A 23,817-nucleotide genomic window follows, 5' to 3' on the forward strand; every position below is an offset into this window, starting at 1 on the left:
CTCCGGCCATGAGCTCGAAGACGACACCGGAGCAGCCGCTGCCGGTCCGCACGGTCCTGCAGATGGTCGGCGGCTGGATCGGCAAGCTCGGCACCGTCTGGGTCGAGGGGCAGATCACCGAGCTGACCGCGCGCGGCGGCACGGTGTTCCTGACGCTGCGCGACCCGGTGGCCAACATGTCGGCCCGGGTCACCTGCCCGCGCGGCGTCTACGAGGCGACGGTCCCCCGGCCGGTGGACGGCGCCCGGGTCGTCATGCACCTGAAGCCCGACTTCTGGGTCAACCGGGGCTCCTTCGCGTTCACCGCGCTGGAGATGCGCCCGGTGGGCGTGGGCGAGCTGCTGGCCCGGCTGGAGCGGCTGCGCCAGGTGCTCGCCGCCGAGGGGCTGTTCGGGGTGGACCGCAAGCGGAGGCTGCCGTTCCTGCCCGGCACGATCGGGCTGATCTGCGGCCGCGACTCGGCCGCCGAGCGCGACGTGCTGGAGAACTCCCGGCGCCGCTGGCCGGCCGTGCGGTTCAAGGTCGAGCCGGTGGCGGTGCAGGGACCGTACGCGGTCACCGAGGTCACCGAGGCGCTGCGCAAGTTCGACGCGGACGGCGAGGTCGACGTCATCGTGGTCGCCCGGGGCGGCGGGTCCATGGAGGACCTGCTGCCCTTCTCCGACGAGTCGCTGGTCCGGGCGGTGGCCGCGTGCCGGACCCCGGTGGTCAGCGCGATCGGCCACGAGCAGGACAACCCGCTGCTCGACCTGGTGGCCGACGTGCGGGCCTCCACGCCCACGGACGCCGCCAAGAAGATCGTCCCGGATGTGGGCGAGCAGCTCACCCTCATCCGCCAGCTCCGCGACCGGGGGCGCCGGGTGACCGCCGGCTGGCTGGACCGCGAGACGGCCTGGCTGTCCGCGGTCCGCTCCCGCCCCTCGCTCGCCGACCCGGTCCGCGAGCTGGAGCGCCGTGCCGAGCAGGCCGATCAGCTCAGGGATCGCGCCAGGCGCTGCCTGACCGCCTCCCTGGACCGGGCGGGAGACTCGCTGACGCACCTGCGGGCCCGCCTGGTCGCGCTGTCGCCCGCCGCGACCCTGGAGCGCGGCTACGCGATCGTGCAGCGCCCGTCGGGCGACGTCGTACGGCTGGCCCGCGACACCGCCCCCGGCGAGGAGCTGACGGTCCGGTTCTCCGACGACCGGGTGACGGTCCGGAGGGACCCGGAGCCGACGGGCTGACCGCCGGGCGGAATACCGCCCGGCGCCTGGGGCCGAACGGACGGCGAGCGGGAAGGTCCCGGGGCGGCCCCGGGGCAGGCTGGTGGCGCCGGGGCGGGCGTTCCGTCGCGAACACGGCCGTGACGGCTGTGACGGCCGTGGCGGTTGTGGGAAGGCCGGGGAGCCGGGCCGTACGGCCTATGGTGGGTACGTGGCCGATGAGAAGACACCGTCGTACGAGCAGGCGCGCGAGGAGCTGACCGAGGTGGTCCGCCGCCTTGAGGCGGGCGGGCTGACGCTGGAGCAGTCGATCGAGCTGTGGGAGCGCGGCGAGAGGCTCGCGACCGTGTGCGAGGAGTGGCTCCAGGGCGCGCGGGTGAAGCTCGCCGCCGCCATGGCGCAGCGCCGCCAGCCCGACCTGTCGGGTGACTCGCCCTTCTGACCCCGGACCGCCCGCCTTCCGGGACCTCCGCCCCTGACCCGCCCGGCTCACGGCCGACCCGGCCGGTTCACGGCGGCTCCGGCCGCGCGGCTTCGGGGCGGCTCCCTTCCGGCCGTCCGGTCCGGGCGGCTCAGGCTTCGACGGGTGGGTCCCCGTGTCCGGGCCGCGCGGCGTTACGGGGTCGGCTTCGGCTGCTGCTTGAGGGAGGCGGCCAGGGTGGTCAGCTCGTCCCACTGGGCGGTGCCGGTGACGACGACGGTGGCGTCGGGCAGGAGCCGGACGAGGGAGCGCTGGTTCTTGTCCTTGCGGAAGCGCTGCTCCCAGGTCGCGCCGCCGATCTGGACGTTCCCGGTGACCTCGGTGGTGTTGGCCATCCGGGAGGCGAAGTCGGCGGCGGGCTTCCCGTTGCTCTGGGCGAGCATCGCGTGGGAGCGCCGGGCGGTGGCGAACCCGAGCCGCCACGTCGTCGTGTCCTTCTCCTGGGCCGCCCGCGAGCTGGTCGGAATCCAGCCGGCCGGCACCTGGGACGGCGCCCACACCTCGTACGGCGCGGTGCGGCGCAGGTTGGCGACGTCCATCGAGTAGTCGATCCTGGGAATGTGCTCGGTCCTGCTCTGCGGCGTGACCAGCAGGAAGAGGCCCACGGCCGCGAGGCAGACGAGCATCGCGAACGCGTAGCCGTAGAAACCCTGAGTGAAACGTCGCACGATTGTCGAGACTATCCGTCCGGCGGGGCGGTCCGCCCTCCGGGGCACACCCGCCGCGGCATCCCGGGGACTGCGGGGACTGCGGGGCTCCGGGGACTCCCGGGAAACCCCCGGAGGACCGTACCTTCCCGGAGGGGGCGGTCCGTGGGGGTTCAGGGGCGGCGGATCTGCCCGATGATGGCCAGCGCGTCCTCGACCAGACCGCGGGAGGCGGCCTCGTCCTCCGACAGGGCGACCTCCGACACGGCGGCGGCCAGCGCCCCGGTGAGGACCACCACCAGCGCGCCCTCGTCCCCCTCGAAGAGGGTGGCGTTGCGCTTGGCCCACTGACGCAGCCGGTCGCGCATGACGACCTCGAAGCCGGGCGGCCCGTCTCCGCGCAGGAACAGCGCGGCCAGTTCGCGTTCGGCCAGGCACCCCTCCAGGTAGGCGCGGGCGCCGGCGATGAACAGCCGCATCGGGTCGCCCTCCCCCGCGGCGCGGGCCTCCTGGACGGCCTGCCTGGTCCGCTGGGTCTGGCGGGTCTGGAACTCCTCGAACAGGGTCAGGTAGAGGTCGGCCTTGCCGGAGAAGTGGTGGTAGAGACTGCCGACGCTGGCCCTGGCCCGCGCGACGACGTCGGTGACCCCCGCCTCGGCGAAGCCGCTCTCGACGAAGGTCTCCCGCGCGGCCGTCAGGAGCGCGACGCGCGTGGCGGCGCCCCGCTCGGAGCTCCGCGGGGACGCGCCGGTCACCGGCCGCGCCGCGGGCCGTATCGTGTCGCCGCTCATCCGTCACCTCCGCGAAGGCCCCCGCCCTCGGGCGGGAGATGGAGTCGAGACGGCACATTATCCTCCCCGGCCGGGCAGAAAAGGGGGACAACTACGATCGTTGTCGTAATCGACGAGAGGGGCCCTTCTCCATGTCCGACCAGACGTCCGTCCCCGCCGCACTCGCCACGGGTGAGCACGCGCCCGACCGCAACCTCGCCCTGGAGCTGGTCCGGGTCACCGAGGCCGCCGCGATGGCCGCCGCCCGCTGGGTCGGGCGCGGCGACAAGAACGGCGCCGACGGCGCCGCGGTGAACGCGATGCGCCAGCTGATCAACACCGTGTCGATGAAGGGCGTGGTGGTGATCGGCGAGGGCGAGAAGGACAACGCGCCGATGCTCTACAACGGCGAGGAGGTGGGGGACGGCAGCGGCGCCGAGTGCGACGTCGCCGTGGACCCGATCGACGGCACCCGCCTGACCGCCCTCGGCATGCCGAACGGGATCTCGGTCATCGCGGTCAGCGAGCGCGGCTCGATGTACGACCCCTCGGCCGTCTTCTACATGGACAAGCTCGTCACCGGCCCGGATGCCGCCGACGCGGTGGACATCGACGCTCCCGTGGCCGACAACGTCGCCGCCGTGGCACGTGCCAAGGGCGGCGAGCCGTCGGACGTGACCGTGGTCATCCTCGACCGGCCCCGCCACGAGAAGATCATCAGGGAGGTCCGGGAGGCCGGCGCGCGGATCAAGCTGATCACCGACGGCGACGTGGCCGGCGCGATCATGGCCGTCCGCCGCGGCACCGGCGTGGACCTGATGCTCGGCATCGGCGGCACCCCCGAGGGCATCATCGCGGCCTGCGCGATCAAGTGCCTGGGCGGTGTCATCCAGGGCAGGCTGTGGCCGCAGGACGACGCCGAGCGGCGCCGGGCGCTGGACGCCGGCCTCGACCTGGACGCCAAGCTGACCACCGACGACCTGGTCAGGTCCGACGACGTGTTCTTCGCGGCCACCGGGATCACCGACGGCGAGCTCATGCAGGGCGTCCGCTACCACGGCCGGTACGCCGTGACCAACTCCCTGGTCATGCGGGGCCGGTCCGGAACGATCCGCAGGATCGAGAGCGAGCACCAGCTCTGGAAGCTGCGCGCCTACAGCGCGATCAACTTCGACAGCGCGAGCTGAGCCCGGCGCGAGCCGAACCCGGCACGGAGCGGGCCCGGCGCGGACCGGGCCCGGCGCGGAGCGGGCCCGGCGCGGAGCGGGCCCGGCGCGGAGCGGGCCCGGCGCGGAGCGGGCCCGGCGCGGAGCGGGCCCGGCGCGGAGCGGGCCCGGACCCGGTGCGGGACGCGCGTGTCCCGCCGTCGAACCGCCGCCCACGGGTCCCGGGCGGCGGTCCGGCGGCGGTTCGGCGGCGGTCCGGCGGCGGTCCGGCGGCAGAGCCGTCAGCGGCGGAACCAGGAGCGGCGCGGGCGCTTGGGCGGCTTGGCCACGACGCTCCCCAGGCCGACCAGCCCGGTGATCTCGATGACCGGGCCGCCGGGCGCGGGCGGCACCTGGTTGTGCGTGCCGCCCATGACGGTCGAGGCGGCCATCTCGATCCGGACGCCCTCCGGGACGATCAGCGTGAGGGTTCCGCACAGCACCGTGGCCTGGACGGTGACGCGGCTCGACTGCAGCATGGCCTCGCGCAGGTCGAGCGTGACGTTGGCGCAGATCGCGGTCGCGGGGAAGCGGGTGGGCACCACCCAGCGCCCCGAGTGCTCCTGCGAGCCGAAGAACGCCGTCACCGCGCGGATGTCGGTCCGCAGCGGCTGGGCCTCGGGAGGAAGCAGGTCGGTCGTGAGCACGGTGAGCTCGCCGAGCGTGCGGGCCCGGTAGAGCGCCTCGATCCGCTCCTCGTGCTCGACGGGGTCGAGTCGCCCGTCGGCGAGCGCGTCGCCGAGCACGGCGGCCACCCGCTCCCGGTCGGCGCTGCCCGCCCGCAGGTCGCCGGGGCGGGGCTCTCCCCCGCGCCCGGGGACCACCGGAGGCTGAGAACTTTCCACGCATCCGACCCTAGCCGCCGCGACGGCGGGGAGCGGACCCTCGGTACGGTCTCGGAGGCGGGGGCGCCGGTCGCGTCCGGCGCCTTCGTAGCGCTCCCGCGCCGCCCCGGTCAGCGGGTCCCACGCCCATCACGGCGCCCTCGTGGCGCTCCCGCGCCGCCCCGGTCAGCGGGTCCCACGCCCATCACGGCGCCTTGGCCATGGGGACGCGCGGGTCGATCGTCTGCTCGGCCCAGGAGGAGCGGACCCAGGCGTGCCGGGGATCGTCGGCGCAGGCCATGGTCCGCTTCTCGGCGGGTCCGGCCAGGACGTTGAGGTAGTACAGGTCGTAGCCGGGGGCGGCCATCGACGGGCCGTGGTAGCCGCGCGGGACGAGCACCACGTCGCCGCCCGCCACCTCCGTCAGCGTCTCGTGGCCGCCGTAGACCCGCTGGTAGCCAGGACCGCCCTCGAAGTAGTAGATCTCCTCCAGCACCGCCTCGCACGCGGAGGCGGTGTCGTGCTTGTGCGGCGGGTAGGACGACCAGTTGCCGCCCGGGGTCAGCACCTCCACCGCGACCAGCCGGTCGCAGTCGAAGGCGTCCGGCGCGCAGAAGTTGTTGACCTGCCGGGTGGCCTGCCCGGCCCCGCGGATCTCGACGGGGACGTCGCGCGCCGCGCCGTACCGGACGGGGAAGCTGCGCCGCGCGCGGGCGGCGGGGAACGCGAAGCGGCCCGAGCCGGTGATCCGTACGGTCGCGCCGACGGGGAGGTAGACGAAGTCGCTGACCTCGGAGAAGACGGAGGTACGGCCGTGCAGGACGAGCCGTACCCCGTCGCAGCGGACCTCGCACGAGCCCGACAGCGGCAGGACCAGCATCTCCTCGTCGCCGGTGGTGAAGTCGACGCTCTCGCCGGACAGGCAGAGCACGCGGAGGCCGGTGTAGGCCCAGCCCGCCGTCTCAGGGGTGATCCACAGGGCCCAGGGGGACCGTGCCGTGCTGCCCGCCGGGACGAACGTCATGGCGCCTCCTCGGCCGGAACCTGGGCGGCAGGCCCGGCGTGCGGCGTCCGGGCGGGCCCGGATCGGGTGTCGCGGTCGGGTCGCTCGCTCATCGGTGCAACCTCCAGCATCCCCACGGCCGTGTCCACGGCCGCGGCCACGTCGTCATCGGAGGGGTACAGCAACGCGCGGCCGATCACAAGCCCCCGCACGCCGGGAAGCCGGAGCGCCGCGCGCCACGCGGCATAGGCACGCTCGGGCGTTTCCCCCGGATCACCGCCCAAAAGCAGCGTCGGCAGCGTGGTGGCCCGCACGACCCGCTCCATCCCCTCCACCACCGGGATCTTCAGCCAGGTGCGCGCGGAGGTCGCGCCGAGCCCCTGGCCGACGTGGATGGCGTGGATGACGCCCTCGGCGGACAGGTCGTGGACGACGCCCCGCTTCCCCCGCCGCGACCAGAAGGGCTCGACCATCGCGATCAGGCCGTGCGCGGCCAGCTCGGTGATCGCCCGGCCGCAGGATTCGAGGGTGGCGGCGGTGGCGGGGTCGTCCAGGCCGATCCGGCAGAGCATCTTGCCGCCGTCGAGGCCCATCCGGACGATCGAGGCGGTGTCGTAGGCGGTGAAACGGTCGTCGAACTCGAACGCCGCCCCCTGCACGCCGCCCCGGTTCATGGAGCCGATGACGAGCTTGCCCTCCAGCGCGCCGAGCAGCAACAGGTCCTCGACGACGTCGGGGGTGGCCAGCAGGCCGTCCACGCCCGGCCGGGACAGCGCCGTGCACAGGCGTTCCAGCAGGTCCACCCGGCTGCCCATGGCGAGGGGCCGCCCGCCCACGCCGAGCACGCCGCGGGCCGGGTGGTCGGCGGCGATGACGAGGATCTGGCCGCGCCCCTCCAGGGGGCTTCTGCGCCGCCGCGCGGCCGCGGCCTGCGCGATGCGCTCGGGGAAGCGGGCGCGGGTGTCGAGCAGGTTCCGGTGGTCCTCCTCGCGCAGGCGCGCGGCGACCCGGCCGGGCGCGGGCACGGCCTCGCTCACCCGCGTCCCCCGGCGGCCGGCCCGTCGTCGCGGGGGCCGTCAACGTGGGGTGCGTCGCCGCCGGGAGCGGCGGCCGATCCACCGTCGCGGGGCGCGCCGCCACCGGAAGCGGCAGCCGATCCGCCGTCGAGTTCCCGCAGGTAGGCCAGGCTCTCCGCCATGTTCCGCCGGGGGACGTCGTCGTCCTCCCGGTCGAGCATGACGTCCTGTTCCAGGACGTACCACCCGTCGTATCCGGCGGCGGCCAGGCCGGTGACGACACCCGCGACGTCCACGTCGCCCCGGCCCAGCGGCCGGTACAGTCCCTCCCGCACCGCCCGGGCGTAGGGCGTCTCCCCCGCCCTGACCCGCGCGGCGAGACCGGCGTCGACGTCCTTGAGGTGGACGTGCGCGATCCGCCCGGCGGCCCGGACGACCATCCCGGCGGGGTCGGCGCCGCCGACGAGCAGGTGGCCGGTGTCCAGGCAGAGCGGCATGGCACTGCCGTCGAGGACGCGCTCCACCTCCTCGGCGTTCTCCACCACGGTCCCGACGTGCGGGTGCAGGGCCACCGTACGGCCGAACTCCTCGGCGGCCTTCGTGATCCGCTTCAGGTTGGCCAGCAGGGTCTTCCAGCCCTGGGCGTCCGGGACGTGCCTGGCATCGCGGCCCTGGGCGCCCGGGGCGTGCCTTTTGTCGTAGCCCTCCTCGTCCGCGACCGCGGCGAGCACGAGCACCTCCACGTCGCCGTCCCGGAACGACCGCAGAGTGGCGCGCACCTCGGGGAGGGGGTCGTAGCGCGGTTCGTGCAGGATCACGGGGACGAACCCGCCGACGGCGCGCAGGCCGTATCCCTCCAGCATGGCGCGGCAGCGCGTCGGCGAGAGGGGCAGGAAGCCGTAGGGGCCGAGTTCGGTGGCCGTCAGGCCGAGGTCGCGCATCTCGGCGAGCACCTGGGAGCGGTCGAGCTGGCGGCCCCAGCCGGGGACCTCGCACACCCCCCACGAGATGGGCGCTCCGGCCGTCCTCACGAGGCCACCGCCGTTCCACGCCGGGGACGCGCGACCGGGGGCGCGGGGGGAAACGGTCCGGTCGGGCTGACGTACGGCAGAGCACCGCGCATGACGCCTCCGTGGGAGAAGCCTCTGGAACCCCTGTTCTAGGCAAGGAATCCGGGCCAGTCAAGGTTTGTCAGGACATACCAAGGATCTACCGGTACCCGGACCGGCGGTCCGCCGATCCGCCGACGCCCGGACCGCCGGCCCGCGGCGGGTCCGCGGCGGCCCGTCAGCGGAGCCCACGAAGCTCACGGAGCTTCAGCGGAACTCACAGAACTCACAGGACTCACAGAGCTCGCGGAGCTTCAGCGCAGCTCACGGAGCTCACGGAGCTCGCGGGCGAAGGCCAGGACGGCGTCGGCCGCGCGGTGGACGGGCAGCCGGGCGAACCCCATGACCAGCGCGGGCGGCCCCGGCGCGCGCCGCATCGGGCCGACCGGCTCGGCGACGAGGCCGCACCGCCAGGCCGCCTCGGCGGCCGACGGCTCGTCCCAGCCGCCGGGCAGCTCGGCGAGCAGGTGCAGCCCCGCGGAGACGCCGCGCACCGTGACCTCGGGGAGGTGCTCGGCCAGCGCCCGAACCAGGGCGTCGCGCCGGGCGCGGTACTCCCGGCGCAACCTCCTCAGGTGCCGGTCGTAGCCGCCGCCGCGGATGAGATCGGCCAGCGCGTACTGCTCCAGGACCGGGGAGCCGAGGTCCAGCTCGCCGCGGGCCCGCTGTATCCACTCGGCGATCGGCGGCGGCGCCACCACCCAGCCGAGCCGCAGCCCCGGCGCCAGCGACTTGCTCACGCTCCCGGCCAGGACCACGCGGCCGGGGTCGAGCCCCTGCAGGCAGCCCACCGGGTCGCGGTCGAACCGGAGCTCCGCGTCGTAGTCGTCCTCCAGGATCGTCGCGTCCGTCGCGACGGCCCACTCGATCAGCTCGGCGCGGCGGCGGGGGGACAGCACCACTCCGGTGGGGTACTGGTGGGCCGGGGTGAGCAGCACCGCCCGCGCGCCGGTGGCGGCCAGGGCGCGGACGTCGACGCCCTCCTCGTCCACCGGCACCGTGACCAGGTCGGCCCCCGCCGTACGGAGCAGCGGGAGCTGGCGCAGGCTGACCGGGTCCTCGACGGCCAGCCGGATCCGGGCGGGGGGCGGCTCGGGGCGCGTGACGCGGTCGGCGAACCAGTCCAGGTCCTTCCTGGCCCCGCCCTGGAGGGGCTGCCCGGCCAGGGCCCGGACCGTGAGGCTCAGCCCCTGGGCCACCCCGCCCACTATCACCAGGTTCTCCGGGCGGACGTCCGCCGCGCGGACCCTGCCCAGGTAGGCGGCCAGTTCCTCGCGCAGCTCCGGGACGCCGCCGGGATCGCCGTAGTCCAGCGCGTCGGCGGGCAGCGCGGTCAGCACCCGTCTGATCGAGGCGAGCCACTTCTCGCGCGGGAAGAGGCCCAGTTCGGGGGTGGTGGAGCGGCGGCCGTAGTACGGCTCGCAGGTCGGCGGCGACGTGCCGAACTCCCGCTGTGCCCGGCCCGCGGCCGGCGCCACGCTGGTGCCCGCGCCGACCCGGGAGAGCAGGAACCCCTCCGCGACGAGCTGCTCGTACGCCTCCACGACCACGCCGCGCGACAGCCCCAGGTCCCTGGCCAGCTCGCGGCTGGCCGGCAGCCGCTCTCCGGCGGCGAGCCGGCCTTGCCGTACGGCCTCGCGCAGCTCGCAGGCGATCTGAGCGGCGATCCCGCCCGCCGCGCGGTCGATGGTGAGGTGCAGGTCGGCCAATTGGTCCTCATTTTCGCGGCTTCATTGGACCCGTACAGGGGACCATTGGCTTCATAGCATTCACCGCGTGAACGCGAATGTCACTTCGACCGGCTCCCCCGCCCGCCCGGGGCCGAAACGCACGGAACTCCCCGGAGGCCGGGGACGCCGGGAGATACGCGGTCCGGCGCAGGCGGCCGGGGGGATGTTCCTGGTCGGCACGCTGGCGGGGGTGTCCGGCGTGGTCGGCGACTATCCGGTCTACGGAGGCCAGGCTCTGCGCTACCTGGTGGCCGCCGTGCTGCTGCTCGCCGTCGCCCGCGCGTCGGGCCTGCGGTTCCTCCGGCCCCGCCCACGGGAGGCGGCCCTGCTGGTCACGCTGGCGCTGTTCGGGCTGGCCCTCTTCAACGTGTGCGTGATCGAGGCCACCCGGTACGGCGGACCGGTGCTGCCCGGGACCGTCCTCGGCGCCGTCCCGCTGGTCCTGGCCCTGGTCGGCGGGCGTCCCTCGCCGCGGACGGTCGGGGCGGCCGCGGTGGTGGTGACGGGGACCACCCTGGCCACCGGACTGGGCAGCGGCGATCTTCCCGGCCTGCTGTGGTCGCTGGGCGCGCTGGGCTGCGAGCTGGCCTTCACGTTGCTGGCCGTGCCGCTGCTGCCCCGGTTCGGGGCGGTGCGGGTGTCGGCCTACTCGTCGGTGCTGGCCGTACCGCTGCTGGCGGGCACCGGGTGGCTCGCGGACGGCACGGCGATGCTGCGCGCGCCGTCCGCGGCGGAGGCGGCGGGTCTCGCGTACCAGGCGGTGGTCGTGACCACCGTGGCGTTCCTCCTCTGGTACGACGCGCTGCCCCGTATCGGACACGGGACCGCCGGGCTGTTCGCCGGGTTGATCCCGGTGGGCGCCATCGTCACGGGCGCCGTCCTGGGCCTGGGTGCTCCCACGCTCCCCGATCTGCTCGGGGTGGCGCTGGTGGTCTCCGGGATCGCGATCGGGCTCGGTGGAACGCACCGCTCCCCCGCGGCATCCCCGCGCGACGCCCTCGCCGACCCGTCGCGGGACCCCGCGGGCGAGCCGCCCGGCGGGCCGGGCGACGACCCGTACGGCGGACCGCTCAGTGGGACTGGCGGCTCTTCGCGCGCGGCAGGCTCGCCCGCCGCTGGTGGGGCACCTTCACCCGCTGCTGTGGCAGTTCCGCGGGAGGCTCCGGCCAGCTCACCGGCCACTGGGGCGTCTGTCCGCCGTCTTCCCTGATGTTCCGGAGCGTGATGGCGATCAGCGACACGGCGAGGCTGACGACGATGATGAACGCAACAATCGCGAGCATGATGATGTGTTCGGTAGTCATGGTCACAGCCCTCGGCTTCCACCGGGATCCCAACCCGGCCTCATCTCCTAGTTTCCCTCGGTTTTTCGGACATTCAGTGACAATAGACGTCATACATCGCTAATGACTCATTAAAGGGCTTATTTCCTTTCGCGTCGCCCGGCCACCCGGCGGAGCGCCCGACGCGAGGGCTTACCCTCTAGGGGCACCGGAAGCAGCCACGCGGCACGGAGGATCAAAGACGATGCCCGAGTTCGACTACACCGACCTGCTCCCCCTGGGACCGGACGAGACCCCGTACCGGTTGATCAGCACCGAGGGGGTGCGCGTGGTCGAGGCCGCGGGCCGCAGGTTCCTGGAGGTCGATCCCGAGGCGCTGCGGCTGCTGACCGAGACGGCGATCCACGACATCTCCCACTACCTGCGGCCGTCCCACCTCGCCCAGCTCCGCAAGATCATCGATGACCCCGAGTCCAGCGGCAACGACCGCTTCGTCGCCCTCGACCTGCTGAAGAACGCCTCGATCGCGGCCGGCGGGGTGTTGCCGATGTGCCAGGACACCGGCACCGCGATCGTGATGGGCAAGCGCGGCCGCCACGTGCTCACCGACGGTGCCGACGCCGAGCACGTCTCGCGCGGCGTGTACGACGCCTACACCCGGCTCAACCTGCGCTACTCCCAGATGGCCCCGCTGACCATGTGGGAGGAGAAGAACACCGGCTCCAACCTCCCGGCCCAGATCGAGCTGTACGCCGAGGACCCGCACGGCCACCCCGACGAGTACAAGCTGCTGTTCATGGCCAAGGGCGGCGGCAGCGCCAACAAGTCGTTCCTGTACCAGGAGACCAAGGCCGTCCTCAACGAGAAGCGGATGCTCGCCTTCCTGGAGGAGAAGATCCGCTCCCTCGGCACGGCCGCGTGCCCGCCGTACCACCTGGCGATCGTCGTCGGCGGCACCTCCGCGGAGTTCGCGCTGAAGACCGCCAAGTACGCCAGCGCCCGCTACCTCGACACCATCCCCACCGAGGGCTCCCCCAACGGCCACGGCTTCCGCGACCTCGAACTGGAGGCCAAGGTCTTCGAGCTGACCCAGAAGCTGGGCATCGGCGCGCAGTTCGGCGGCAAGTACTTCTGCCACGACGTCCGCGTCATCCGCCTCCCCCGACACGGCGCCTCCTGCCCGGTCGCCATCGCGGTCTCCTGCAGCGCCGACCGCCAGGCCCTGGCCAAGATCACCCCCGAGGGGATCTTCCTGGAGCAGCTGGAGACCGACCCCGCCCGGTTCCTGCCGGACACCACCGACGAGCAGCTCTCCGACGACGTGGTGAGCGTCGACCTCAACCGCCCGATGCCGGAGATCCTCGCCGAGCTGACCAGGTACCCGGTCAAGACCCGCCTGTCGCTGACCGGCCCCCTGGTCGTGGCCCGCGACATCGCGCACGCCAAGATCGCCGAGCTGCTCGACGCCGGCGGCGAGATGCCGCAGTACATGAAGGACCACGCGGTCTACTACGCCGGCCCCGCCAAGACCCCCGAGGGCTACGCCTCCGGCTCCTTCGGCCCCACCACGGCCGGCCGGATGGACTCCTACGTCGAGCGCTTCCAGGCCGCCGGCGGCTCCATGATCATGCTCGCCAAGGGCAACCGCTCCAAGCAGGTCACCGACGCCTGCAAGGCCCACGGCGGCTTCTACCTCGGCTCCATCGGCGGCCCGGCCGCCCGCCTCGCCCAGGACTGCATCAGGAAGGTCGAGGTGCTGGAGTACCCCGAGCTCGGGATGGAGGCGGTCTGGCGGATCGAGGTCGAGGACTTCCCCGCGTTCATCGTGGTGGACGACAAGGGAGAGGACTTCTTCGCCGACACGACCGGCCCCGTCCTGTCCATCGGCCGCCGCTGACCGTCACCCACGGGGCGCGGGAGAGGCGATGGACGCGGACGAGGCACGGGAGAGGTTCCGGGCGGCCCGGGTCGCCCGGCTGGCCACCGCCGACGCCGGCGGCACGCCCCATCTCGTGCCGGTCACCTTCGAGGTCGACGGCGACGTGATCGCCTTCGCCGTCGACCACAAGCCCAAGCGCACCGTGGATCTGCGCCGGCTGCGCAACATCGCGGCCAACGACCGGGTGTGCCTGCTGGCGGACCACTACGACGACGACTGGTCGCGGCTGTGGTGGGCGCGCGCCGACGGGCGGGCCCGGATCGCCGCCGAGGGCGCCGAGCGGGAGCGGGCCCTCGCCCGGCTCGCCGCGCGCTACCCGCAGTACCGCGACCGCCCGCCGGAGGGGCCGGTGGTGGTCATCGAGGTGGACCGCTGGTCGGGATGGTCCTACGCGGCGGGCGGAGGGCCGTCCTGAGCACCTCGCCTTCAAGGCCGCTCGTCATGCGCGCCGGGTATGGCCGTCACCCCGAAAGCGGGAACGCGCGTCCGAATACACGGGAAACGAGGAAGCCGGACGGGCGGCAGGGGTCACCGAGTGTTTATCGACCATGACGAGTACGAAAATCTGACAGAAGATCGCAAGAAGTTTCGGCCCGGTGTCTACAGGTCTCAATACGCAAATCGGTAAGCTGCCAATCATGCGTGCGCCCTCCGGATACCTTCTCGCAGCGCGCTACCGGCTGGCGGAGCCGGTCGGGCGCGGCGGCATGGGCACCGTCTGGCGCGCACACGACGAATGGCTCGACCGTGAGGTGGCGGTCAAGGAGGTGCGGCTGCCCCTGGTCCTCGACGAGGATCTCCGGGCCGAGCTGTGCACCAGGACCGAGCGTGAGGGGCGGGCCACCGCGATGGTCGCCCACCCGTCCGTGATCACGGTCTACGACGTGGTGACCGAGGACGAGCGTCCCTGGATCGTGATGGAGCTGCTGCGCGCCAGGTCGCTGGAGCAGCTCCTGCAGGAGCACGGCCCGCTGCCCCCGCGTCAGGTCGCCGAGATCGGGCGGCAGGTCCTCGGCGCGCTGCGCGCCGTGCACGCCAAGGGCATCCTGCACCGCGACGTCAAGCCCAGCAACGTCCTGGTGACGCCCGAGCGGGCGGTGCTCACCGACTTCGGCCTGGCCGCGCTGGAGGGTGACGTGCCGATCACCCAGGCGGGCATGGTGCTCGGCTCGGCCGGATACATCTCCCCCGAGCGCGTCCTGGGCGCCAAGGCCAGTCCGGCCGCCGACCTGTGGTCGCTCGGCGCGACCCTCTACACCGCCGTCGAGGGGCGCGGCCTGCACGGACGCCGTACGGCGGCCGCCGCGCTGGCCGCGCTCACCAGCGGCGAGCCGATCCCGATGGAGAAGGCCGGGCCGCTGACCCCGGTGCTGCGCGGCCTGCTCGCCATCGACCCGGCGACCCGGCTCGACGCGGTCCGCGCCTCGCTGATGCTCGCCCGGGTGGCGGCCGGAGGGGTGGTGGAGGAGCCGGTCCCCCGGCCGCAGCGGAACGGCACGACGATCGTGGTGCCGTCGTTCAACCGCCGCCCGCAGCACCGTGGGCTGCACCGGGTCGGCACCCCGCAGAACACGCCCCCGTCGTTCGTGCCGCCGCCTGGCCCGTTCCAGGCCCCCGCCGCGCCGACCCCGACGCCGGTGGGGTCGATGCGGGGCCACCGCCGCCCGGCCGAGGGCGTGCACCGCAAGCCGGTGGAACGGCCGCCCACCCCGCAGCCGTTCGGGCGGATCCTGACGCCGATGATCAGGCTGATGCTGCCGCGCCTTCTCTGGCCGAAAAGGCTCCGCAAGCGCGGGTAAAGCGATCTACAACCAACAATCGCTATCTTCTTCTCATGCCGGAACAGCAAAGGCGCCTGCTCGCGAACCGCTACGAGCTGATCGCTCCGATCGGCCGGGGCACGATGGGCACGGTGTGGCGGGCCTACGACCGCTCCCTCGGGCGCGAGGTGGCGATCAAGGAGATCCGGCAGGAGCGCGGTCTCAGCGACGCGCAGCGCGCGGAGCTCCGGGAGCGCATGATCCGTGAGGGCCGTACGGCCGCCCGCATCAGCCATCCCTCGGTGGCCACCGTCCACGACGCGATCAACGAGGACGGCAGCCCGTGGATCATCATGGAGCTGGTGCAGGCCCGCTCCCTGGAGCAGGTGATCGAGGAGGAGGGGCCGCTGCCGCCCCGGCTGGTCGCCGAGATCGGCGTCGACCTCCTCGGGGCGCTGCGCGCCGCCCACGCCCAGGGGGTGCTGCACCGCGACGTCAAGCCCGGCAACGTGCTGCTCACCGAGAGCGGCCGGGTCGTGCTCACCGACTTCGGCATCGCCAAGGCCGAGGGCGACGACAGCCTCACCAGCACCGGCATGGTCATCGGCTCGCCGGGATACACCCCGCCCGAGCGGGCGCGCGGCGAGCACACCGGCCCGGAGTCCGACCTGTGGTCCCTGGGCGCCACGCTGTACTTCGCGGTGGAGGGCAGGCCCGCCTACGAGCGGTCCTCGGTGTCGGAGACCCTGGCCGCCCTGATGAGCGACCAGGTCGATCCGCCGGTCCTGGCCGGTCCGCTCCGGCCGGTGCTGGAGCGGCTCCTGGAGCGCGACTTCCGGGCGCGGCCCGAACCGGGCAGGGCGATGGCGATGCTCCGCGCCGTGGCCGACGCCCCCGCGGGCCCGGCGGTGACGACTCCGGGCGCCGGACATCCCGCCGCGTCGGACGAGATCCCCTCCACCGGCACGTTCGCGGCACGGCCCACCCCCTCCGCGCCGGACCCACGGCCGGTGTCCCGGCCTTCCACGCCCCCGGCGCCGCAGCCGCCGGGGTCCGCCGCGCCGAAGGCCGGTCGCCCCTCAGCGCCGCCGTACGGCCTGCCGGCCTCCCGGCCCGCCTCGTCGTCCGCTCCCTCCGCGCCCGGTGGCGCTTCGTCCGCCCCTTCCGCGCCCGGTGGCGCGTCCCCGGCGCCGCGGGGCCCGGCGGGCACGCCTCCCGGTGAGGCCGAGGAGTTCGACGCCGACCGGACCGTGGTGGTCGCCCGCCCGCCGGGGGTTTCCGCCCGCCCGCCGGGATCCAGACGCCCGGCGCCCGGAACCAGGCACCCGGCGGGTCCGGGGCCGCGGCTCCGGCCCGGGGGTCGTCCCCGACGCCGCCGGGGACCGGGGAACCGGAAGCGGGCGGCCAGGCCGCGGAAACCCGCATGATGCCCCCCGTCGAGGCGCACGGCGAGCCCGGCAGGCCCGGAGCGCCCTGGGAGCAGGCGCCGCGGCCCGCGTGGGAGCCCGGAACGCCCCCGGGGACCCGGCTCACCGGCGACCAGCTCCGCTCCCACGGGCTGGGCACCGACCTGTTCGCGATCGCCGGGCAGGGCGGCAAGGGCGTGCAGAACACCACGCCGCCCCGGACCCGCGTCGGCCTGATCGCCCTCCTCGGAGTGGCGGCCGTCGCGCTGATCGTGATCATCATCATGGCGGTGGCCGCCTTCGCGGGCACCTGACGCGCCGGCCCCGCCGGTTTCCGGCGGGGGCCGCGCCGAACCGGTCAGGAATCGAGAAGCCCGGGAGGGGCCGCCGGTCATAGCGTGATCGGCATGGAACTCACCCTGCACTACTGCTACATCACCGTTGACGACGGCGACAAGGCGCTCGCCTTCTACCGGGACGCGCTCGGCCTCGAACTGCGCAACGACGTCGCGTACGGCGGCGCGCGCTGGCTGACCATGGGCCCGCCGTCGCAGCCGGACGTCAACATCGTCCTGGAGACCGTCAACGCCGACCCGAACGCCGCCCCGGAGGACCTCGCCGCGCTGGGCGACCTGCTCGCCAAGGGCATGCTGCGCGCCGTCGTCTTCGCCACCCCGGACTGCGACGCCACCTTCGAGGAGGTCCGCGCGTCCGGCGCCGAGGTGCTCCAGGAGCCGATCGACCAGCCGTACGGCGTCCGCGACTGCGCCTTCCGCGACCCGGCGGGCAACATGATCCGCTTCCAGCAGTTGAAGAAGGACTGACCCGGCGGCGCCGTCGGACGGCGCCGCGTGGACCGCGCGGCGCCGACCGGCCCGGGGCCGGGGCGACGCGTCCGGCCGGTGTCGAATTCCGGCTTTATCCGGCAAGACGCAGACTGTACCCATGACCGAATACCGGATCGAGCACGACTCGATGGGCGAGGTACAGGTTCCGGCGAACGCGAAGTGGCGGGCGCAGACACAGCGGGCGGTGGAGAACTTCCCGATATCCGGGCGGGGGCTGGAGAGCCCGCACATCGCCGCCCTCGGCCTGATCAAGGCGGTCGCCGCCGAGGTCAACGCCGAACTGGGGGTCCTGGAGAAGGACCTGGCGCAGGCGATCGCCGAGGCCGCCACCGACGTCGCCGAGAACGAGTGGGACTCCGAGTTCCCGATCGACGTCTTCCAGACGGGCTCCGGCACCTCCTCCAACATGAACGCCAACGAGGTGATCGCCACCCTGGCCGAGGAGCGGCTGGGCCGTCCGGTCCATCCTAACGACCACGTCAACGCCTCGCAGTCGTCCAACGACGTCTTCCCCACCTCCATCCACGTCGCCGCCGCGACCGAGGTGACCTACCACCTGATCCCCTCACTCCGGCACCTGGCCACCGCGCTGCGGAGCAAGTCGCTGGAGTTCGAGGACGTGGTCAAGTCCGGCCGCACCCACCTGATGGACGCCACGCCGGTCACCCTCGGCCAGGAGTTCGGCGGGTACGCCACCCAGATCGACAACGCCGTCGCCCGGGTGCGCTCCGCCATCCCGCACCTGGCGCAGCTCCCGCTGGGCGGCACGGCCGTCGGCACCGGGATCAACACCCCGCCCGGCTTCGCGCCCAAGGTCATCGAGAAGCTCCGGGAGGCCACCGGGCTGCCGTTCTCCGAGGCTCCCGACCACTTCGAGGCCCAGGGCGCGCGGGACGCGATCGTGGAGCTCTCCGGGCAGCTCCGCACGGTCGCCGTCTCGCTCAACAAGATCGCCAACGACCTGCGGTGGATGGGCTCCGGCCCCAGGGCGGGTCTCGGCGAGATCAACCTGCCCGACCTCCAGCCGGGGTCGTCGATCATGCCGGGCAAGGTCAACCCGGTGCTCCCCGAGGCGACGCACATGGTCGCCGCGCAGGTCATCGGGAACGACGCGGCGATCGCGTTCGCCGGGGCCTCGGGCAACTTCGAGCTCAACGTGATGCTGCCGGTCATCGCCCGCAACATCATGGAGTCCATCCGGCTGCTGGCCAACGTCTCCCGGCTGCTGGCCGACCGGTGCGTCCAGGGCGTCACGGCCAACGCCGACCGGTTGCGCGAGTACGCCGAGTCGTCCCCGTCGATCGTCACGCCCCTCAACCGGTACGTCGGCTACGAGGAGGCGGCGAAGATCGCCAAGCAGGCCCTCGCCGAGCGCAGGACGATCCGCGAGATCGTCGTCGAGCGCGGCCACGTCGCCTCCGGCGCCGTCACCGAGGAGCAGCTCGACGACCTGCTGGACGTGCTGTCCATGACCCGGCGGCCGTCCTGACGCGCTTCCCCGACCGGCGGCCGGGGGACGCCGTGGAAGACTCGGTGTCCCCGATTCCGCCCCGGATCGTGTCCGGGGCCTCCCCGCAGGAGGATCGACCATGGCACAGGTCAAGTTCTACGGCCGCCGCGACGTCTGGGCCGGCAGGCGCCGGGAGCTCTCCGACACCGTCCACGGCTGCCTGACGGAGGCGTGGAAGCTTCCCGCCGACAAGCGGTTCCACCGGTTCCTGCTGCTGGACGCCGAGGACATGGTCTGCCCGCAGCGCAGCGAGCGGTACCTCATCGTGGAGATCGTCTGCTTCGAGGGCCGCTCCCCGCAGGCCAAGCGCGACCTGATCCGCACCCTGTTCGCCAGGGCGCAGGAGGACCTCGGCCTGCCACCCGCGGACCTGGAGATCGTGATCCTGGAGGCGCCGCAGGTCAACTGGGGCATCCGGGGCCTGCCGGGTGACGAGCTGGCGCTGACCTACCCGGTCACCGTCTGAGGGCCGCCCGGCGCCCCGGGGGGACCCGCGCCGCACACATAGCCGACCATGGGACTATGGCGACCGCGTACATGGGCCGGTGTTCGGCTGATTGCCTAGATTCGGCAGCATGATGGACCTGACAGGACGCCAGGCCGTGGTGACCGGAGCGGGCAGCGGGATCGGGCGTGCCTGCGCGCACCGTCTGGCCGCCGCCGGGGCGCACGTGGTGGTGGTCGACATGGACGCGGAGGCCACCGCGAAGGTGGCCGCGGAGGTCTCCGGCACGCCGGTGGTCGCGGACCTGTCGACGCCGGACTTCACCGACGCCCTCCCACCGGGTACGGACATCGTGGTCAACAACGCCGGCTTCCAGCACGTCGCGCCGATCGAGGACTTCCCGCCGGAGGTCTTCGCGAAGATCCTCAAGGTCATGGTCGAGGCCCCCTTCCTGCTGGTGAGGTCGGTCCTGCCGGGGATGTACGAGCGCGGCTGGGGCCGCGTCGTCAACATCTCCTCCATCCACGGGCTGCGCGCCTCGCCGTACAAGGCGGCGTACGTCACGGCCAAGCACGCGCTGGAGGGGCTGTCGAAGGTCATCGCCCTGGAGGGCGCCCCGCACGGGGTCACCTCCACCTGTGTGTGTCCCGGCTACGTCCGCACGCCGCTGGTCGAGAAGCAGATCGACGCCCAGGCCGAGACGCACGGGATCGGCAGGGACGAGGTGATCGAGAGGATCATGCTGGCCCCGGCCGCGATCAAGCGGCTGATCGAGCCGGAGGAGGTGGCCGAGCTGGTCGCCTACCTCTGCGGCCCGCACGGCTCGTTCCTCACCGGGGTGTCCCTGCCCGTCGACGGCGGCTGGACCGCCCACTGACCCCCGGCCCGCGCGGGGCGCGGGCCGGGCACCACCTCGCGCCCGCGGCGCGGGGACGGCCGGCGGGCCGCTCCCCGCGCCCGGCGGCGGGAACCTCCGGGACAGACCGGGATGGACAGGAAGTACGGCGACAATGGAGGGCATGAACGCAGGGATCTTCCTCGAACTGCTGGCCAGGGAAGCGTCGTCGGTCGAGTTCGAGGGGCCCATCCTGGCCGCCCGCGCCGCCGGGGCGGACGCGGCCACGCTCGCCGAGCTGGAGGAGGCCAAGCTCACCGCGCTGAAGGTGCGGGCGCAGCTGTCCCGCCGGGCCCGGCGGGAGGCGGAGCTGGCCGCCCTGTTCGACACGGCGAGCGACCTGGCGGGGCTGCGCGACCTCGACGCCGTGCTGGAGGCGATCGTGCGCCGGGCCCGGCAGCTCCTGGGCACCGACGTCGCCTACATGACGCTGATCGACTCCGAGCGGGGCGACACCCGGATGCGGGTGACCGACGGCTCGGTGTCGGCGAAGTTCCGCAACGTGCGGCTGGCCATGGGCACCGGGCTGGGCGGGCTGGTCGCCCAGACCGCCACGCCGTACGCGACGGCCGACTACTTCGCCGACGAGCGGTTCGACCACAGGGCGCACATCGACGAGGCCGTCCACGACGAGGGCCTGGTCGCCATCCTCGGCGTGCCGCTGAAGCTCGGCGCGCGGGTCATCGGCGTGCTGTTCGCCTCCAACCGGAGCGTGCGGCCGTTCACCCAGGACGAGGTGGTGCTGCTCGGCTCGCTGGCCGCGCACGCCGCGGTGGCCATCGACAACGCCCGGCTGCTACAGGAGACCAGGAACGCCCTGGAGGAGCTCAGCGAGGCCAGCCGGCAGGCCAAGGCGCACGGCGAGGCGGTGGAACGGGCCGCGCTGGCACACGACCGGATGGCCGGGCTGGTGCTGCGCGGCGGCGGGGTCAGGGACGTCGCCGCCGTGGTCACCGAGGTGCTCGGCGGCTCGCTGGTCGTCCTGGACGAGACCGGGCAGGCGATCACCGGGGACCTCGGCGCGCTGGACCCGGGCGAGGACGCGCACGGATCGGGCCGGCCGAGCCGATCGGGGAAGGGCCCGGCGCGCGGCGGCCGGGCGGCCGGGAACACCGCGGAGGCCATCGCCGAGGCCGCGCGGTCATCGCGGGCGCTGGGCCGTACGGTCCGCAAGGGCAACCTGCTGGTCGCCTCGATGGACGTGGGCGGCGAGCCGCTGTGCACGCTGGTGCTGCGGCACGAGGGCCCGGTGGCCGACACCGACCAGCGCATCCTGGAACGGGCCGCGCTGGTCACCGCGCTGCTGCTGCTGTCGCGGCGCACCGCGGCCGAGGCCGAGGGCCGGGTCAGGGGCGAGCTGCTGGACGACCTGATCTCCCGACCCGGCCTGGACGGCCTGGCGCAGCGGGCCCGGCGGGTCGGGGTCGACCTGAACGCCGACCACGTGGTGATCGTGGTCCGCCACGGCGGGGGACGCGAGCGCGCCGCGTTCTGGGCCTCCTCCCAGGCCACGCTGAAGGGCGGCCTGGCGGCCCTGCGGGGCGACGAGGTGGTGTTGCTGCTCCCCGGCGACCGGCCCGGCCCCCTGGCCAAGCGGGTGGCGTCCGAGCTGAGCGCGTCCCTCGGGCACCCGGCCACCGCGGGCGCCGCCGGCCCGGTGCGCGACGCGGAGCCGATCGCCGCCGCCCACCGCGAGGCGCAGCGCTGCGCCGACGCGCTGCTCGCCCTGGGCCGCACGGGGGACGGCGCGAGCGCCGCCGAGCTGGGCTTCGTCGGGCTGCTCGTCGGCGACGGGCACGACATCGAGGCGTTCCTGGCCTCGACCCTCGGCCCGGTGCTCGCCTACGACGCGCGCCGGGGGACCGCCCTGGAGCGCACGCTCACCGCCTACTACTCCGCCGGGGGCTCGCTGTCGCGCACCGCCGAGGCCCTGCACATCCACGTCAACACCGTCACCCAGCGGCTGGACCGGATCGGCCGGCTCCTCGGCGCGGGCTGGCAGGACCCCGACCGGGCCCTGGAGATCCAGCTCGCCCTGCGCCTCCACCGCCTCAGCCGCTGACCCGCCGGCCCTTTCCCGCGTCCCGGCGACCGGCCCGGAGCCGCGACCGCCCACCGGCCTGACCCGCGACCGTTCACCGGCCCACGGCCGCCCACCGGCCCGCGACCGCCCATCCGCCTGACCCGTGGCCGTTCGCCGGCCCGTCCGCGCCGCTCGGCTCCGCCGCCCCTCGCGTCCGGGTCACGATCCGGTAAGCCCTCTTACCGCCCACCCCGCCAGGTGTCGCGATCCCGGGTGTCCACATACACCCGCCTCCCGCTGTGGTGACCGCACCCATAGGAGTGACGCCGGTCACTACGTACCGTGAGCCGACATCCCCCCAACAGCGCAACCTTTGGTGAGTGAGATGACAGAAAAAACCCGAACCCCTATCGGCAAGATCGTCGCCGCCAGCCTGATCGGCACGACGATCGAGTGGTACGACTACTTTCTGTACGGATCCGCCGCCGCGCTGGTCTTCCCCGCCCTCTTCTTCCCCAAGTCCGACCCGCTGACCGGCACCCTGCTGGCGTTCCTGACCTACGCGGTCGGCTTCGTGGCCCGCCCGCTCGGCGCGCTCGTCTTCGGCCACTACGGCGACCTCCTCGGCCGCAAGAAGCTCCTGGTCATCAGCCTGCTGATGATGGGCGTCGCGACCTTCCTGATCGGCTGTCTGCCGACCTACGCGACGGTCGGCGCCGCGGCCCCGCTGCTGCTGACCGCCCTGCGGCTGGTCCAGGGCTTCGCCCTCGGCGGCGAGTGGGGCGGCGCGGTGCTCATCGTCTCCGAGCACGGCGACCCGAACCGGCGCGGGTTCTGGGCCTCCTGGCCGCAGTCCGGCGCCCCCGGCGGCAACCTGCTGGCCACCGCGGTGCTCGCGGTGCTGGCCGCGTTCCAGAGCGACGAGGCGTTCAACAGCTGGGGCTGGCGCATCCCGTTCCTGCTGTCCGGCGTCCTGGTGCTGATCGGCCTGTGGATCCGCCTGTCCATCAGCGAGTCGCCGATCTTCCAGCAGGCGGTCGCCAACGCCGAGCACAAGCCCGTCAAGCGCATGCCCATGGCCGATGTGTTCCGCTACCACTGGCGCGACGTCCTCATCGCGATCGGCGCCCGCTTCGCGGAGAACGTCTCCTACTATGTGATCACCGCGTTCGTGCTGGTGTACGCCACCGAGGCGGCGAAGCTGGACAAGCCCATGGTGCTCAACGCGGTGCTCATCGGCTCGGCCATCCACTTCTTCTCGATCCCGATGTGGGGCGCGCTGTCCGACAGGCTGGGCCGGCGCCCGGTCTACCTGCTCGGCGCGGCCGGGGTGGGCGTGTGGGCCTTCGCCTTCTTCCCGCTGATCGACACCAAGAACTTCTTCGCGGTCACCCTGGCGGTCACGGTCGGCCTGATCCTGCACGGCGCGATGTACGGCCCGCAGGCCGCGTTCTTCTCCGAGCTGTTCGCCACCCGGATGCGCTACTCGGGCGTGTCGGTCGGCGCGCAGCTCGCCTCGATCATCGCCGGCGGCGTCGCCCCGCTGATCGCGGTGGCCCTGCTGCAGCAGTACGGCTCCGCCCTGCCGATCATGCTGTACGTGCTCTTCGCCGCCGTGGTCACCCTGATCACCGTCTTCGTCGCCCGGGAGACCAAGGACCGCGACCTGGCCACCGTGCGCGCCGAGGGCGACACCGCCTCCGCCCCGACCGTCCGCTGAA

Annotated in this window: 22 protein-coding genes; 15 read left to right on the top strand and 7 right to left on the bottom strand. The window is 73.6% G+C overall.

Going from position 1 to position 23,817, the window contains the following annotated elements; translation table 11 throughout:
* Positions 1-8: 8 nt before the first annotated feature.
* Both xseA and ACQP10_RS33210 read left to right on the top strand, forming a co-directional pair.
* Complete coding sequence (gene xseA / locus ACQP10_RS33205) at positions 9-1,223, top strand: exodeoxyribonuclease VII large subunit (protein ID WP_179825430.1); 1,215 nt, start codon at positions 9-11, stop codon at positions 1,221-1,223.
* 190 nt (positions 1,224-1,413) lie between these two features.
* Positions 1,414-1,644, top strand: coding sequence for an exodeoxyribonuclease VII small subunit (locus ACQP10_RS33210; RefSeq protein WP_179825432.1), 231 nt, complete (start codon positions 1,414-1,416; stop codon positions 1,642-1,644).
* A gap of 173 nt (positions 1,645-1,817) precedes the next feature.
* Here ACQP10_RS33210 and ACQP10_RS33215 read toward each other — a convergent pair whose 3' ends face one another.
* Positions 1,818-2,351, bottom strand: a complete 534-nt coding sequence (locus ACQP10_RS33215) for a DUF4245 domain-containing protein (RefSeq protein WP_179825434.1) — start codon at positions 2,349-2,351, stop codon at positions 1,818-1,820.
* Between the two features lie 152 nt (positions 2,352-2,503).
* Positions 2,504-3,121, bottom strand: a complete 618-nt coding sequence (locus ACQP10_RS33220) for a TetR/AcrR family transcriptional regulator (RefSeq protein ID WP_346018983.1) — start codon at positions 3,119-3,121, stop codon at positions 2,504-2,506.
* 131 nt (positions 3,122-3,252) lie between these two features.
* Here ACQP10_RS33220 and glpX point away from each other — a divergent pair, with 131 nt between their 5' ends.
* On the top strand, positions 3,253-4,287 hold the full coding sequence (gene glpX / locus ACQP10_RS33225; RefSeq protein WP_179825438.1) for a class II fructose-bisphosphatase: 1,035 nt from the start codon (positions 3,253-3,255) through the stop codon (positions 4,285-4,287).
* Between the two features lie 260 nt (positions 4,288-4,547).
* Here glpX and ACQP10_RS33230 read toward each other — a convergent pair whose 3' ends face one another.
* From ACQP10_RS33230 to ACQP10_RS33250, 5 genes are all read right to left on the bottom strand, one after another.
* Positions 4,548-5,150, bottom strand: a complete 603-nt coding sequence (locus ACQP10_RS33230; protein WP_346018982.1) for a DUF1707 SHOCT-like domain-containing protein — start codon at positions 5,148-5,150, stop codon at positions 4,548-4,550.
* Positions 5,151-5,334: 184 nt separating this feature from the next.
* The gene (iolB, locus tag ACQP10_RS33235; protein ID WP_433540317.1) at positions 5,335-6,153 is read right to left on the bottom strand and encodes a 5-deoxy-glucuronate isomerase; all 819 of its coding nucleotides are present in this window, start codon (positions 6,151-6,153) and stop codon (positions 5,335-5,337) included.
* Positions 6,150-7,127, bottom strand: coding sequence for a class I fructose-bisphosphate aldolase (locus ACQP10_RS33240; RefSeq protein WP_433541960.1), 978 nt, complete (start codon positions 7,125-7,127; stop codon positions 6,150-6,152). Before ACQP10_RS33240 ends, iolB begins: the two co-directional genes overlap by 4 nt.
* Positions 7,128-7,165: 38 nt before the next feature.
* On the bottom strand, positions 7,166-8,179 hold the full coding sequence (locus ACQP10_RS33245) for a TIM barrel protein (RefSeq protein WP_433540318.1): 1,014 nt from the start codon (positions 8,177-8,179) through the stop codon (positions 7,166-7,168).
* Positions 8,180-8,511: 332 nt separating this feature from the next.
* Positions 8,512-9,966: a PLP-dependent aminotransferase family protein gene (locus ACQP10_RS33250; RefSeq protein WP_433540319.1), complete on the bottom strand. Its 1,455-nt coding sequence runs from the start codon at positions 9,964-9,966 to the stop codon at positions 8,512-8,514.
* A 67-nt stretch (positions 9,967-10,033) separates the two neighbouring features.
* Here ACQP10_RS33250 and ACQP10_RS33255 point away from each other — a divergent pair, with 67 nt between their 5' ends.
* The 12 genes from ACQP10_RS33255 to ACQP10_RS33310 all read left to right on the top strand — a co-directional run bounded on the left by ACQP10_RS33255 (position 10,034) and on the right by ACQP10_RS33310 (position 23,816).
* Positions 10,034-11,197, top strand: coding sequence for a DMT family transporter (locus tag ACQP10_RS33255; protein ID WP_433540320.1), 1,164 nt, complete (start codon positions 10,034-10,036; stop codon positions 11,195-11,197).
* A gap of 317 nt (positions 11,198-11,514) precedes the next feature.
* On the top strand, positions 11,515-13,167 hold the full coding sequence (locus ACQP10_RS33260; RefSeq protein ID WP_346018977.1) for a fumarate hydratase: 1,653 nt from the start codon (positions 11,515-11,517) through the stop codon (positions 13,165-13,167).
* A gap of 28 nt (positions 13,168-13,195) precedes the next feature.
* Positions 13,196-13,624 (top strand): TIGR03668 family PPOX class F420-dependent oxidoreductase, encoded by a 429-nt coding sequence (locus ACQP10_RS33265; RefSeq protein WP_433540321.1) that lies wholly within the window; start codon positions 13,196-13,198, stop codon positions 13,622-13,624.
* Between the two features lie 223 nt (positions 13,625-13,847).
* Positions 13,848-15,008 carry a serine/threonine-protein kinase gene (locus ACQP10_RS33270; protein ID WP_346018975.1) on the top strand — a complete coding sequence of 387 codons (1,161 nt, stop codon included), beginning with the start codon at positions 13,848-13,850 and terminating at the stop codon, positions 15,006-15,008.
* Between the two features lie 35 nt (positions 15,009-15,043).
* On the top strand, positions 15,044-16,396 hold the full coding sequence (locus ACQP10_RS33275) for a protein kinase domain-containing protein (RefSeq protein WP_433540322.1): 1,353 nt from the start codon (positions 15,044-15,046) through the stop codon (positions 16,394-16,396).
* Entirely contained in the window at positions 16,393-16,689 is a 297-nt protein-coding gene (locus ACQP10_RS33280; RefSeq protein WP_433540323.1) for a hypothetical protein, read from the top strand. Before ACQP10_RS33275 ends, ACQP10_RS33280 begins: the two co-directional genes overlap by 4 nt.
* Before the next feature lie 93 nt (positions 16,690-16,782).
* Complete coding sequence (locus ACQP10_RS33285) at positions 16,783-17,199, top strand: VOC family protein (protein WP_179825454.1); 417 nt, start codon at positions 16,783-16,785, stop codon at positions 17,197-17,199.
* A gap of 121 nt (positions 17,200-17,320) precedes the next feature.
* On the top strand, positions 17,321-18,712 hold the full coding sequence (locus tag ACQP10_RS33290) for a class II fumarate hydratase (protein ID WP_346018973.1): 1,392 nt from the start codon (positions 17,321-17,323) through the stop codon (positions 18,710-18,712).
* A gap of 100 nt (positions 18,713-18,812) precedes the next feature.
* Positions 18,813-19,199 carry a tautomerase family protein gene (locus ACQP10_RS33295; RefSeq protein ID WP_189246511.1) on the top strand — a complete coding sequence of 129 codons (387 nt, stop codon included), beginning with the start codon at positions 18,813-18,815 and terminating at the stop codon, positions 19,197-19,199.
* A gap of 112 nt (positions 19,200-19,311) precedes the next feature.
* Positions 19,312-20,055, top strand: coding sequence for a 3-hydroxybutyrate dehydrogenase (locus ACQP10_RS33300; protein ID WP_386151265.1), 744 nt, complete (start codon positions 19,312-19,314; stop codon positions 20,053-20,055).
* 142 nt (positions 20,056-20,197) lie between these two features.
* A complete protein-coding gene (locus ACQP10_RS33305) occupies positions 20,198-22,135 on the top strand; it encodes a helix-turn-helix domain-containing protein (protein ID WP_346018971.1) in 1,938 nt (645 codons plus the stop codon).
* 346 nt (positions 22,136-22,481) lie between these two features.
* Positions 22,482-23,816: an MFS transporter gene (locus tag ACQP10_RS33310; RefSeq protein WP_179825464.1), complete on the top strand. Its 1,335-nt coding sequence runs from the start codon at positions 22,482-22,484 to the stop codon at positions 23,814-23,816.
* Position 23,817 lies beyond the last annotated feature (1 nt).

Origin of the sequence: Streptosporangium sandarakinum (assembly GCF_050942225.1) — a bacterium.
GTDB lineage: Bacteria > Actinomycetota > Actinomycetes > Streptosporangiales > Streptosporangiaceae > Streptosporangium > Streptosporangium nondiastaticum.